Genomic DNA, 12,774 nt, shown 5'->3' with positions numbered 1-12,774 from the left:
GACATTTTATTTCAATTTATGAGATGCCCTACTTTTTGGGAAAGGAATTAATCTGCAATTAATGCCACCTCAGCATTCGGACTAAAAAGATATACTTTTCCTGTTTTAATCTCTGTACATTCGTAACGTTTTGTCCGTTTATTGCCTTTTTTGAAACGTTTATCATTTCTAAATATAAAGGTTTCACCAAATGGCACTTCAAAAATATAGGTTTTATCATTAGGTTCATCAAATTCTTTTAAAGCCAAGGCTAATTTTGAATCGGTATCACTGGACGCTTTTGGATTTTTAAAATGTCTTGCTAACAAAGGTAGCAAGTCCATTGGAAAAACGTCCGGATTAATGAATGGCAACATTAATCTTTGAAAGGTATGTTTCCATTCTAAACCGTGCGGTTTTATGTAACGCCCAAAGGCTTTATAAGCTTCAAAATGTGCAATTTCATGAATGAGGGTGATTAGAAACTTATAGTGATTTAAATTCTCATTTATGGTAATCTGGTGTTTTCCATTTGGCAAAGGCCTATAATCACCATGTCTGGTTTTACGTTCTTTTTTCACTAAAACCACCAGATTATCATGCTCTAAAAGTTGATTAATCTGAGCAATTGCTTGTTGTGGAATATGATTGTATAAGGTGTTTTGCATTGTGGCAAAAATAATAGAAAGTCTTATGAATTCAGCATTTTTTTAAACTAAGTTCTAATGGCCTTATTTATGCGTGGGGAAATTAAATATCTACTGAGTGTTTTGGTTGTACTACCACATATATAACCTCGCTTTTTTATGTTCCACAGCCCATTCAAACAAAAAAAATGCCTGAATCTAAAATAAGATCCAAGCATTTCTAACTAATAATAACCAACCAATGAAATTACTATTTGTTTATGTATTATTTAGGCATTACTACAGTGTCTATAGCATGTATTATTCCATTCGAAGCTTTTACATCTGCCATGACTACTGTTGCTGTATTTCCGTTTGCGTCTGTTAATACCACCTTACCATCTACAACCATGGCTGTAATCTCTTCACCTTGCACAGTCTTTACTGTAAAGCTTCCATTATTATCAGTAATAGCTTTGGTCACTGCTGCTGCATCTAAGTTTCCAGACACCACGTGATACGTTAATATTCCAGATAGTTTTTCTTTATTTTCTGGCTTTAGTAACGTCTCTACTGTGCCTTCTGGCAATTTACTAAAAGCGTCGTTTGTTGGTGCAAATACAGTAAATGGTCCTTCACTGTTTAATGTTTCAACTAAATCTGCTGCCTTTACCGCGGCGACTAGGGTTGAAAAATTTTCGTTTCCTGCTGCCACACCTACAATTGTTGGTGTTTCAACTTCCTCGTTCATTGCAACCTCTTCTTCCATTACCACTTCTTCTGATTCTGTTGCGGATTCCTTTTTTGCTTCATTACAAGCAGTTGTAGACATAAATAATGCGCCTATAAAAGTCATTGTAACTATTAAGTTTCTCTTTTTCATAATTTTATATTTGTTTTAAGTTTCTAATATGAAGTAAATTTAAAGTATAAGTTGAAAGAAAAAAATTATAATGTTTAAAGTTTAGTTAAAATTATTAAACAAAATAAACAATCCTTTAAAATCTATTTTCTTTAGTACATACTTGTGAAATCTTTTTTTATTGCAATAAAGCAGAAGCGTTAACCACGAAAAACAGGCAGTTCCTCGCATAGATTTCTGACAAAAAAGGATTAACTTCGTTTGACACCTGTTATAAAACATTGGAATGATTTTATATTAAGAAAACCTTGAGACTGATTTAAAATGGAGTACGATTATATTATAATAGGAAGTGGTTTCGGAGGATCTGTTAGTGCTTTACGACTGTCTAAGAAAGGCTATAAGGTCTTAGTCATTGAAAAAGGAAAATGGTATAAAGCGAAAGACTTTCCAAAAACCAATTGGAACTTCAAAAAGTGGTTATGGATACCGTCCTTACGATTTTTTGGCATTATGAAACTTTCCGTCTTTAAACATATCGCGATAATTTCAGGGACTGGAGTTGGTGGAGGTTCTTTGGTTTACGCTAATACCTTACCTACGCCAAAAACTGCTTTTTTCAATTCTGGTAGTTGGAGTGTATTAAACGATTGGGAAACTGAACTTAAGCCCTATTACGCTATAGCATTAAGAATGCTAGGTGCTACAAAAAACCCAAAATTGTTTGATGGTGATTTGGGCCTCAAAAGAATGGCAGAAAACTTAGACATCAAGAAAAATTTTGATGCCACTCGGGTTGCTGTTTTCTTTGGAAAACCTAATCAAACCGTAAAAGACCCATATTTCGATGGCGAAGGACCAGAACGCTCTGGTTGTAATTTTTGTGGTGCATGTATGACGGGTTGCAGGTATAATGCTAAAAATACGCTTGACAAAAATTATCTCTACCTCGCTCAAAAAAACGGCGCAGAAATTCTGGCCGAAAATGAAGTATATGATGTACAAACTATTGGCAGTGCTAACGGTTCTCAAGGCTATGAGGTTTCATTAAAAAGTAGTACAACATTTTTCAGTACACGTAAAAAAATAAAATCTAAAGGGGTAATTTTCTCGGGAGGCGTTTTGGGTACTGTAAAATTGCTGCTGAAGCTTAAAATGAAATCACTACCCAATTTATCAGATAGATTGGGTGAAGACATCCGAAGTAACAATGAGACGTTAATAAGTGTTACCAGCACTGAAAAAGAAAAAAACTATTCAAAAGGGATCGCTATTGGTAGCATACTTGACACTGATGAAAATAGCCATCTCGAAATTTGCAGATATGGTGAGGGTTCTGATGCTTGGAAACTGGCACACTTACCCTACGTAACGGGATCGAATGTTGTCTCGCGTCTTTTTAAGGTACTCGCTAAGCTTTTAAAACATCCCGTTGCTTATTTCAAAATCTATTTTGTTAATGGCTGGGCAAAAAACACAGTGGTTTTACTTTTTATGCAAACGCTTGATAGCACCCTAAAATTTAAACGAAATATCCTAGGGCAAATGACTTCCTCTGTAAGTACAGGTAAAGCACCTACACCCTTTATACCTGAATCTATAAATTTAGTGAAAGCCTACCGTAAAGCCATAAATGGTGTGAGCACTTCCTTTGCTTTAGAAACAATAGCAGGAATACCTTCTACAGCACATATTTTAGGCGGTGCCGTTATGGGAAAAGACAAAACTACAGGTGTCATTGATAAAGACAATAAGGTTTTTGGATACAAAAATATGTTTGTTATAGATGGTGCAATGATTTCAGCCAATCCAGGAGTTAATCCATCATTGACAATTACAGCCATTGCTGAAAGGGCTATTGACAGAATACCAGAAAAAACATAGGGAACGATGTTGTAAAATTAACAGTTAAGGCAATAAGCATTTTTTCATAATAAGCATACAACCATTTGAAAATAATTACTGGAACACGTCTAATGACATCTTCATTCTATTAGTCTATGCAACCACATGTAGAAACCAAAACACTACATACGTTCTGGAACCGAAATCCCTAACAAACCAAAGGCTTTTTTAATGGTATTAGCAACCGCATGTGACAATTGGATTCTAAAACCTTTATCTGTAGCATTATCTGCGCCTAAAATAGAAACATTTTGATAGAACGAATTGAAGTCTTTCACTAGCTCATAAGTATAGTTAGCTATTAGCGCCGGACTATGATTCTCTGCTGCATTTTGAATCACTTCTGGAAAGAGTTGCAGTTGTTTTAATACGCTCTTTTCTTTTTCGTGGAGTTCGTAAGCTGCATCAACTTCATTAGACACAGCATCCCGGTCGGATTGGGCTTTACGTAAAATAGATTGTATTCTAGCGTAGGTATATTGTATAAACGGCCCTGTATTGCCTTGAAAATCGATAGATTCTTTTGGGTCAAACAAAATACGTTTTTTCGGGTCTACTTTTAAGATGTAGTATTTTAAAGCGCCAAGACCTATGGTTTTGTATAAGGCCGCTTTTTCAGCGTCGCTATAGCCTTCTAATTTTCCTAGTTCTTCAGAAATTTCTTTGGCTGTACTTGCCATTTCAGTTATTAAATCATCAGCATCTACTACTGTTCCTTCTCTACTCTTCATTTTTCCTGAAGGCAAATCTACCATCCCGTAACTTAAATGAAACAAATTCTTCGCCCAGTCAAAGCCCAATTTTTTAATAATTAAAAACAAGACCTGAAAGTGATATTCCTGCTCATTACCAACAGTATACACCATACCACCAACGTCTGGAAAATCTTTAACACGTTGTATGGCTGTTCCAATGTCTTGCGTCATGTAAACCGCGGTACCATCACTTCGTAATACTATTTTTTCGTCTAAACCGTCCGCTGTTAAATCACACCAAACCGAGCCGTCTTCTTTTTCATAAAAGACACCTGTTTTTAAGCCTTCAGCAACAAATTCTTTACCTAATAAATAGGTTTGACTTTCGTAGTATAGTGTGTCAAAATCGACACCTAAATTTTGATAGGTCAAATCAAAACCATCATAAACCCATTGGTTCATTTTTTCCCAAAGTGCAACGACTGTTTTATCGCCAGCTTCCCATTTTAAAAGCATATTTTGAGCATCAATTAAAATTGGTGCTTGTTTTTTTGCTTCTTCTTCGGTCTTGCCCTCCTCTTTTAGGGTTTCAATTTCCTTTTTGTATTCCTGGTCAAACTTCACATAATAATTACCAACTAGCTTATCGCCTTTTAACCCTGTCGACTCCGGCGTTTCACCATCTCCAAAACGTTCCCAGGCCAGCATACTTTTACAAATATGGATGCCGCGATCATTTATAATTTGCGTTTTATAAACTTTATGTCCAGCGGCCTTAATAATTTCGGCAACACTGTAACCCAATAAATTATTTCTAACATGACCTAAATGCAACGGCTTATTTGTATTTGGTGAAGAATACTCAACCATAATGGCTTTGTCTTCAGCCTTAGCGTTTACAAACCCATATTCTGGATCATTTTTTATAGTATTGAAAAAACGAATATAATACGCATCGTGAATTTCAATGTTTAAAAAGCCTTTTACCACATTAAAACCCTTAACCTGCACTACATGATCCAACAAATATTGACCAATAGCTTCACCAATTTGTACGGGATTCCCTTTCACCACACGAAGCATCGGGAAAACCACAGCCGTAATATCTCCTGCAAACTCTTTACGTGTGGTTTGAAATTCTACAGTTTCTAAATCGGCACTAAAAATAGATTTTACAGCCGCTTTTACGTGTTGAGATAAGGTCTCTTGAAGGTTCATTCTGTTTTATTTTTAAAGCGACAAAGATACTATTTTATGATTGAAACCTATTTGCTTAACGCGTTTTTTAATCTATCTCGTGCACCTCCTTTTCATAGTAAAATATTAGTTCGTTTAGGGTTTATGCATTTCGCAGATAACGGGCAACTAATTCTTAACGCGTTAATTAAAACACCTTAATTTTGTATCTGCCAAAAAGAAAGCGCTCACTTAAACTAATTTTTTTACATTAAAACCCATTAATTAGTTTTATAGTTAACTTTTTTGAACTTTTGTTGTTACGCTATTAATCAATAATATTTAATCCCTAACTGACCCACTGTCTTTCGCAACTACGACATAAATAAGGTCTTTTAGTTATTTTTTATTTTTTACTTTTTTGAGTATTTATGAAAAGACTAATTGTTCTTTTTTTCTCCTTCGTACTCTCCTGCTCTTGTTTTTCTCAAAATGAAGAACTTGAAAGTCTTATTATTGGGTTATCGTTTCAGAAATCTGACACTACAAAAATAAAAACAGCTTCAAAAATCATTAAGTTACTTTACAACTCCAAAGCGTACGATAGGGCATTAAAATATAGTATAGAGACCGAACGACTTTCTGAGGAACTCAATTACACCAGAGGTTCTGCAGAGATGGCTTATTTTAAAGCTATAATCTATAATAAAAAAGACGATTACATTAATGCTTCCGTTCAATTTAAAAGAGCGGCAACTCTATTTGAAACACTAAAAGACACTTTAGCACTTGCGAAAATTAAAAGCCGTCTTGGTTCCCTTGAAATAGCACGTGGCAAGTATTCCATAGGTTTAAAACAGGTGTTTGACGGTATCAGAGAACTTGAAAAACGAGATGTAAAAGAAGAGTTAATCATTGCTTATAATGGTTTGGCTAAAGCCTATGAAAAAACAAACAGTCTTGAAAAGGCCATTGACTACAATTTGAAAAGTTTAGCAATTGAAAAAGAACTAAGCGACACTGAGGGTCTGATAAATAGTAACATTAATCTAGCGCATTTGTATTATTATAAAAAAGACTTTAAAAAAAGCATTCGTTATTATGAAAATGCCCTCAATTATGCTCAAGACACTAACGACACATTAAGAGCTTCAATTCTACCAGAACTTGGCGAAGCCTATTTTAAAATAGGAGATTACAAATTATCTGCTCAGTATTTGGTGCTAGGAATAAAATTAAATAGGCGATTAAAAGACAACGATGGTATAATTAAATCATTAAATAATTTAGCCGCTCTTAATCTGGCTAAACAACAGTTTAAAATTGCAGAACAACAACTTCTAGAAGCCGGGAGTTTAGGAAGGAATAGAGCTAATAAACAAGAACTTCTAAAAAATTACGCTTTGATGAAGGCTTTAGATTCTACGAGAGGTGATTTTAAAAGTGCTTTTACCTGGCAAAGTCAATACTACAAAATAAAGAGTGCTTTAGATGCTGAAAAAAAGACATATAATACGCCTGCTCCCTTAGAAGAACCTATTATAGAAAGCACATTACAACTAGAAGAACCAACACTTTCCTCTACTAAAGAAGATAATGAGGCTAAAAGAATACTAGATAAATACAAACTTATTTTTTATGCCTTACTTGGGGCTTTTGCTATTATTTCTACTTTCTTTATACTCTTCTATTTAAAACGGAACAATCGTCTTAAGTATACTCAAGAATTAGAAGCTAAAAATAAAAAAATAGAACTACAAAATGAAGCCATTCTTGAACAAAGCAAGCATCTGGAAGATATTAACAATGTAAAGGATAAGTTGTTTTCTATTATATCTCATGACTTAAAAGATTCATTAACCTCAACTAAAGGTTTTATAGACTTATTAAACGACGGCCAACTTTCGCAAGAGGAATTTAATAGCTTATTACCAGAACTAAGTAAGAGTGCAAACAACGCCTCATTACTATTATTTGACCTCTTAAACTGGTCTAAATCTCAAATGCAGTCTCTTAAGCCAAAGCCATCTTCATTTGATGTTCAAGAAGTATTCTATGAAAAAGTAAAACTGATAGAACAAAAAATGCAAACCAAAGGCATTGTTTTGATCGATAATACGTTTCCTGATTTTGTATTTGCCGACCGAAGCATGGTTGAAATTATTATTCAGAACTTATTGGCTAATGCTGTTAAATTCTGCAAATCTGGAGATTCCATTACTATTGGTAATGAAATAGATAAGAACAAAACCATTATTAGTGTTGCCGATTCTGGTGTTGGTATTTCAATAGAGAATCAGCATAAGTTATTTGATAATAACGCATTTACTACTGTGGGGACTAGTAATGAAATAGGTACTGGTTTAGGTTTAAGCATTTGTCGTGAATTGGTAGCACTTAATGAAGGCCGCATTTGGGTAGATAGTGAACCCAATGTAGGCAGCACCTTTTTTGTTGAACTGCCAAAAAAGAGTATAGAAAACGCTGTAAACACAGGAACTACACCTTCGGTAGAAACACCTCAGCCATCATACAGCGCGCACTCCCACCTCCACAAGTCTCGATAGTTTCTAAAGAACTTGATATTATCTCACAGTGTTTCTCAATCAATTCTATTTGAGTCTGAGATAAAGAATCATAAGCTGACTGACTCATAATTAAAAACAATTTATCGTTAGCACCTCTTACCTGAAGCATATTTCCAGCAAACTGCGCCAGTTGCTTTTCACTAATTTTTATAATTTCTTTACCGTCATCGGTTAAATTTTGAATGACATTTTTACGTTCTTTTTTGTCGTCGATACTGTCTAAACAAATGACCGCGAACGTTTCTGCAAGGCACATCATCACATTGGTGTGGTAAATAGGCAACCTTTTACCTTCAAAGGTTTGATACGCTGTAAAAACTACTGGTGTATATTCAAAATCCTCACAAAATTCGATAAACAAAGTTTCGTCGGCTCTTGGTGATAATGCACAATAGGCTTTATCATTTGCACGATCTAACAATAAACTTCCAGTCCCCTCTAAGAAAACACCTTCCTCCTCTGCCGAAGTATAATCGATGATATTATTGATTTTAAAACCTTCTTGCTCCAATCTTATAAAAATCTCATCTCTACGTTCTTTCCTTCTGTTTTCTGCAAACATAGGGTAGATTCCAACATTTCCGTTTTCGTGGAAGCTTACCCAATTGTTAGGAAAAATAGAATCTGGTGCATCTAATAGTATATCGTCCTGCTCAACAATAACAGTAACACCAACAGCCCTTAACTTCTCTACAAAAGCATCAAACTCTTCTTGTGCCTTTGTATTAACTTCAGCATTTTTAAGTTTAAGTTCTTCTTGAAAATAATTATTAACGGCGGTTTGCTCATTCATTCTGAATGCTACAGGACGAATCATTAAGATGGTGTTTGTTGTTTGTCGCATTTCGATTTTTTTTTGCAAAAGTAAATTAATTTAAAATGTAATTCATTTAAAAAACAAGGAAATTGAAAATACTAAAACATAACATCTAGGGGCTCTATTTCCACTTAATATTGCAGCCCACACTAGGTTTCTGGTGTTCTATCGGCTTTTTATTATTTAAAATAGCGTCTATTGCCTGCCTCAAATCTTCTCCTGTTAAAGGCAAACCATTTCCTGGTCTTGAATTATCTAGCTGCCCGTGATAGGTCGCTTTTAGTTCCCCATCAAAAACATAAAAATCTGGAGTACAAGCTGCGTCATATGCTTTGGCCACGTCTTGTGTGTCATCATATAAATAAGGAAACGGATATTTTAAATTAGCAGCAACCTGCTTCATTAATTCAGGTCTGTCTTGCGGATAATTTTCAGCATCATTACTACTAATAGCAATAAAAGCAACACCTTTATCCTTATAGTCGTTAGCCAGTTTTACTAATTGCGGATTCACATGCACCACAAAAGGACAATGGTTACAGATAAACATTATCACGGTTACTTTGTTACCTTTAAGCTGATGAAGGTTCATGGTTCTATCCGTTACCGTATCGGTCAAAGAAAACTCTGGTGCTAAGGTTCCATTTTCAAAAATATTAGATTCTGTACGTGCCATAGTCTGTTTTTAGTTTAAAAGTCTTCGAATTATAAAGTTAATCGAAATGCTGAAATTGCACAATTTATCCCTCTTAAGGTTTTCATAACACACCCCTCTCTATTTTAATTTTTCATAAAATTGTTATAATAATTGATTTTTAATTGCGTTCTTGAAAAAGATTAATAGCAATTCTTAATAGCAAAAACTAACATGAAGTATTCTCTTATACTCCTATTACTCCTATCTTCGTATTTCTCATCTGCACAGGATTTTAAAACACCCTTAGAGGTCACACGCTACAAACTACAGCCTGAAGAATTGAATATTGATAAAGAGATTGGTGTAGATAAAATAAACCTTAAAGTATACTACGTAAGAGAAGGTAGTATTATTGAAGACTACCGTTTTTTTAAACCTAAAAAAAATGAAATACTTTTTTTCTACGGCATAGACTCTGAAAACAATACCACAGAAATGTTTTTTAAATTTGGCGATAAATTAAAGCATATCTACAAGAAAAAAGACTTCAACCAATTAATTAAAATTATAGAAATTTTAGAATATAATGTGTTTGCTAAAGAAAGTTTTTCAGGAGCAAAAGCTTACGCCGCTTTAGAGCATATTGATTAATACAATATATTATCCATTGGCTGAATTCCTTCAGGAAGCTCCGTTTCATCTAGCATATCCCGTAAATCTATTTCTATAGTTCTGCATAAGGCGGTCATTGGCACATCGTTTATTCGCCCTTCAAATGGATCTTCACTATTATCACCAATGACTTCCATTGTTACAAAAATCCATGAAATTAATACTGAAAATGGAATCATTAAAAAGGAATACCACCCCTTTAGCTCATTTGTTAAAGCAAGTGCATTATCTTCAAACACATCCAGAAGACCAAAGGGTAAAAGGAGTACAAAAATCCAAGTAAACACTTTTGAGAAGTACCCATACTGTCTTGGAAAAGGCGTATTCTTAATTCGTTCACACATGCCCTGGAGATTGTAAAACTCTTCAAGTATGGATTGCAATTGATCCTCCTGAAAACCGTCAATAGCGCCTTCTTTTTTAAGTGTCGTAATATCCAAGGCTTGATTTTTAACCAAATGAGTTGCTGGATTTACCCGCTTCTCTAAATCTTTATATTCTTTAGCTGATACAAACAAAACAGCTTCATTGCAAGAGATATTTCGTTCATTATGTTTATCAAAAAGTGCTTCGACGCTATGATTTTCTTTTATCGTCCATGATCGTGGTTGACGTAATTGCACACGCAGTGCGTTTATCCAGCCTATGTGCCTGTAGATTAATCGTTGCTGTATTTGTTTGTTTTTACTTTCATTTCCAGTATCTACGAAACTTAGCACTTGTATCGTCCATGTACGGCTATAATTAACTATACCACCCCAAATTTTTCGACCTTCCCAAAAACGATCATAACTCTGGCTGTTTTTAAAACCAATATAAAAAGCAACAGCAATACCTATAATACTTAAAGGCTGAAAAGGTATGTTTATGAAGTTCCATCCTACATAATAATAAAGACAAAATATGATACTGGTATATACAGTGAAAATAATCAGGTTTTTCCATGCGAATCTAAAAACAAGTCCCCAACCAATATTTCTTTTAACATACATATGCTAAGCGTTTAAGGTGTTGAATTAGATACCTGTAGCGTTTTACCGTTAAAGTTCTTATTCCCGTTTAATGAAAAGTCCGCAATATACTTCGCCATTTCTAAGGCTGTCGTAGGTGCCTTGTAACCTGGAAAGGCTTCGGCAAGCATTTCTGTTTGCACAGCTCCCAAGGCCAATACATTAAAACTTGGTCCTGTTTCTTTATATTCTTCTGCCAGTAACTCTGTTAAGGTGATCACTGCTCCTTTACTTGAACTGTAAGCAGATAAGCCCGGAAATTTCATACTCCCTTGTACGCCACCCATAGAACTAATAGTCACTACATGACTCTCTCTTTTCATAAAAGGCAAAACGCAACGCGTCATTTCGGCGACTCCAAATACATTGGTTTTATAAACCGCATCAAAATCTGCCATAGTCGTTTCCGCAAAAGGCTTATTTAACAAGGTTCCTGCATTATTAATCAAGATGTCAACGTGCTTCCATTCGGTTTTAATAAAATCCTCGACTTTTTTGTAATCATCCAATTCAGATAAATCAAAAGAAAAAGACTCAATATTATCAAAATGCAAGTTACTTACCTTTTGTTCGTTTCGTGATAGTGCTAAAACATTATGTCCCTGATTTGCGAATAGGTGCACGAGCTCAAGGCCAATACCCCTACTTGTTCCTGTAATAATAATGTTTTTAGTTGTCATTCATTTTAATTTCTTGGGTTGGAGCATTTGCCATTGCTTCTAAAACTGGTGCCATTTTGTTGATTAAATTTGCCATAAAACTGTAATTCAATTTATCGATCTCATCATCCACATGATGATAGAAATCAAAATTGGTTAAATCACAAGAAGATATAGTATGCGATGGCACTTTAAATGCTTCATAAAAAGCATAATTATCTGAACGTTTAAACAGATTATATTTTTTAGCAACCTCGGAATACCCTACTAATTTAGTCCCCGCATAATCGTTAATTTTCTCGGCTAGATTTGACAACTCATAGCCCGTGATAAAAGCTTCATAATCTCTACCTATAAAAGGCACTCCAATCATTTCAAAATTAACCATCGTGTACAAATTAATGTTTTGAGCTTTTAGTTTTTCAGCTAAGTGTTTTGAACCTAATAACCCCATTTCTTCAGCCGTAAAGGTTACAAAAATCAAACTGCGCTTATTGGTTTTGTTTTTCCCGAAGTGTTTCGCCATGGCTAGCACAGCACTCGTTCCCGCGGCATTGTCATTTGCCCCATTAGCAATGCTATCGCCGGCAACCGCTTTAATTGAGCCTATATGATCGTAATGTGCGCCAATTACGATGTATTCATTTTTTAACTGTGAATCATTACCTTCCACTAGTCCTACAACGTTGAAAGCTTCTAATTCTCCAACTTTAAAATTATCTCTAAACGTATCAAAATAAGGTTTTAATCCGAAGGTTTTAAATTGAGTTTCAACATAGTCTGCGGCTTCAGCAATACCTTCTGAGCCCGTATTCCTGCCGTTTAAATCATTGGAAGCTAAGAAACTAACGGTTTCTTTGACATCTCCTGCAGAAACAATTTCAGACATTTTAGGTGTTGCCGACACAATTACCGTTGCCGGTGTCTCTAAACGTTCTGTGGGATTATTAGTTGTGTTTTCTGTTGTTGTGTTTTTTGAAGTATTACAACCAAATAATAAGGTGGCGATACATAATGCGGTTATTGTTTTCATAGTTGGTTTTATAATGCGTTTAAATATAAAAAAATCCCAATTCAAATTCGATGAATTGGGATTATGATTTTTGATTTCTTTTTTAGACTTACAATTTGCCAGAAATAAAAAAGAA

11 protein-coding genes are annotated in these 12,774 nt (G+C 34.7%); 3 read left to right on the top strand and 8 right to left on the bottom strand.

What is annotated here, in order from left to right:
- Positions 1–47: 47 nt before the first annotated feature.
- Both GQ46_RS13975 and GQ46_RS13970 read right to left on the bottom strand, forming a co-directional pair.
- The gene (locus GQ46_RS13975) at positions 48–647 is read right to left on the bottom strand and encodes a SprT-like domain-containing protein (protein ID WP_044403258.1); all 600 of its coding nucleotides are present in this window, start codon (positions 645–647) and stop codon (positions 48–50) included.
- A 244-nt stretch (positions 648–891) separates the two neighbouring features.
- Positions 892–1,488, bottom strand: coding sequence for a fasciclin domain-containing protein (locus GQ46_RS13970; RefSeq protein ID WP_044403256.1), 597 nt, complete (start codon positions 1,486–1,488; stop codon positions 892–894).
- Between the two features lie 303 nt (positions 1,489–1,791).
- Here GQ46_RS13970 and GQ46_RS13965 point away from each other — a divergent pair, with 303 nt between their 5' ends.
- A complete protein-coding gene (locus GQ46_RS13965; RefSeq protein ID WP_044403253.1) occupies positions 1,792–3,351 on the top strand; it encodes a GMC oxidoreductase in 1,560 nt (519 codons plus the stop codon).
- A gap of 143 nt (positions 3,352–3,494) precedes the next feature.
- On the opposite strand, the gene argS is transcribed toward GQ46_RS13965, so the two are convergent.
- Positions 3,495–5,285, bottom strand: a complete 1,791-nt coding sequence (gene argS / locus GQ46_RS13960) for an arginine--tRNA ligase (RefSeq protein WP_044403251.1) — start codon at positions 5,283–5,285, stop codon at positions 3,495–3,497.
- Positions 5,286–5,674: 389 nt separating this feature from the next.
- On the opposite strand from argS, the gene GQ46_RS13955 reads away from it, so the two are divergent.
- A complete protein-coding gene (locus GQ46_RS13955) occupies positions 5,675–7,810 on the top strand; it encodes an ATP-binding protein (RefSeq protein ID WP_082041768.1) in 2,136 nt (711 codons plus the stop codon).
- On the opposite strand, the gene ctlX is transcribed toward GQ46_RS13955, so the two are convergent.
- The gene (gene ctlX, locus GQ46_RS13950) at positions 7,743–8,675 is read right to left on the bottom strand and encodes a citrulline utilization hydrolase CtlX (protein WP_044403248.1); all 933 of its coding nucleotides are present in this window, start codon (positions 8,673–8,675) and stop codon (positions 7,743–7,745) included. The two genes, GQ46_RS13955 and ctlX, sit on opposite strands and share 68 nt — an antisense overlap.
- 94 nt (positions 8,676–8,769) lie before the next feature.
- Entirely contained in the window at positions 8,770–9,324 is a 555-nt protein-coding gene (locus tag GQ46_RS13945) for a thioredoxin family protein (protein WP_044403246.1), read from the bottom strand.
- 192 nt (positions 9,325–9,516) lie between these two features.
- On the opposite strand from GQ46_RS13945, the gene GQ46_RS13940 reads away from it, so the two are divergent.
- Positions 9,517–9,936: a hypothetical protein gene (locus tag GQ46_RS13940; protein WP_044403243.1), complete on the top strand. Its 420-nt coding sequence runs from the start codon at positions 9,517–9,519 to the stop codon at positions 9,934–9,936.
- Here GQ46_RS13940 and GQ46_RS13935 read toward each other — a convergent pair.
- Genes GQ46_RS13935 through GQ46_RS13925 form a run of 3 tightly spaced genes read right to left on the bottom strand, consistent with a single transcriptional unit; the run spans position 9,933 to position 12,659 of the window.
- Positions 9,933–10,949, bottom strand: a complete 1,017-nt coding sequence (locus GQ46_RS13935) for a bestrophin family protein (RefSeq protein ID WP_044403242.1) — start codon at positions 10,947–10,949, stop codon at positions 9,933–9,935. The two genes, GQ46_RS13940 and GQ46_RS13935, sit on opposite strands and share 4 nt — an antisense overlap.
- An 11-nt stretch (positions 10,950–10,960) precedes the next feature.
- Positions 10,961–11,647, bottom strand: coding sequence for an SDR family oxidoreductase (locus tag GQ46_RS13930; RefSeq protein WP_044403239.1), 687 nt, complete (start codon positions 11,645–11,647; stop codon positions 10,961–10,963).
- Entirely contained in the window at positions 11,637–12,659 is a 1,023-nt protein-coding gene (locus GQ46_RS13925) for a M28 family peptidase (RefSeq protein WP_082041767.1), read from the bottom strand. The genes GQ46_RS13930 and GQ46_RS13925 overlap by 11 nt, the downstream gene beginning before the upstream one ends.
- Positions 12,660–12,774 lie beyond the last annotated feature (115 nt).

Source organism: Lacinutrix sp. Hel_I_90 (genome assembly GCF_000934685.1).
Taxonomy (GTDB): domain Bacteria; phylum Bacteroidota; class Bacteroidia; order Flavobacteriales; family Flavobacteriaceae; genus Lacinutrix.
The sequence above is the reverse complement of the archived record's forward strand: the minus strand, read 5'-3'. Positions and strand labels throughout refer to the sequence as shown.

What these genes read in the sequence shown, in the direction of transcription:
- GQ46_RS13975 (WP_044403258.1), bottom strand. Translation starts at nt 647, where the DNA reads ATGCAAAACACCTTATACAATCATATTCCACAACAAGCAATTGCTCAG.
- GQ46_RS13970 (WP_044403256.1), bottom strand. Translation starts at nt 1,488, where the DNA reads ATGAAAAAGAGAAACTTAATAGTTACAATGACTTTTATAGGCGCATTA.
- GQ46_RS13965 (WP_044403253.1), top strand. Translation starts at nt 1,792, where the DNA reads ATGGAGTACGATTATATTATAATAGGAAGTGGTTTCGGAGGATCTGTT.
- argS (WP_044403251.1), bottom strand. Translation starts at nt 5,285, where the DNA reads ATGAACCTTCAAGAGACCTTATCTCAACACGTAAAAGCGGCTGTAAAA.
- GQ46_RS13955 (WP_082041768.1), top strand. Translation starts at nt 5,675, where the DNA reads ATGAAAAGACTAATTGTTCTTTTTTTCTCCTTCGTACTCTCCTGCTCT.
- ctlX (WP_044403248.1), bottom strand. Translation starts at nt 8,675, where the DNA reads ATGCGACAAACAACAAACACCATCTTAATGATTCGTCCTGTAGCATTC.
- GQ46_RS13945 (WP_044403246.1), bottom strand. Translation starts at nt 9,324, where the DNA reads ATGGCACGTACAGAATCTAATATTTTTGAAAATGGAACCTTAGCACCA.
- GQ46_RS13940 (WP_044403243.1), top strand. Translation starts at nt 9,517, where the DNA reads ATGAAGTATTCTCTTATACTCCTATTACTCCTATCTTCGTATTTCTCA.
- GQ46_RS13935 (WP_044403242.1), bottom strand. Translation starts at nt 10,949, where the DNA reads ATGTATGTTAAAAGAAATATTGGTTGGGGACTTGTTTTTAGATTCGCA.
- GQ46_RS13930 (WP_044403239.1), bottom strand. Translation starts at nt 11,647, where the DNA reads ATGACAACTAAAAACATTATTATTACAGGAACAAGTAGGGGTATTGGC.
- GQ46_RS13925 (WP_082041767.1), bottom strand. Translation starts at nt 12,659, where the DNA reads ATGAAAACAATAACCGCATTATGTATCGCCACCTTATTATTTGGTTGT.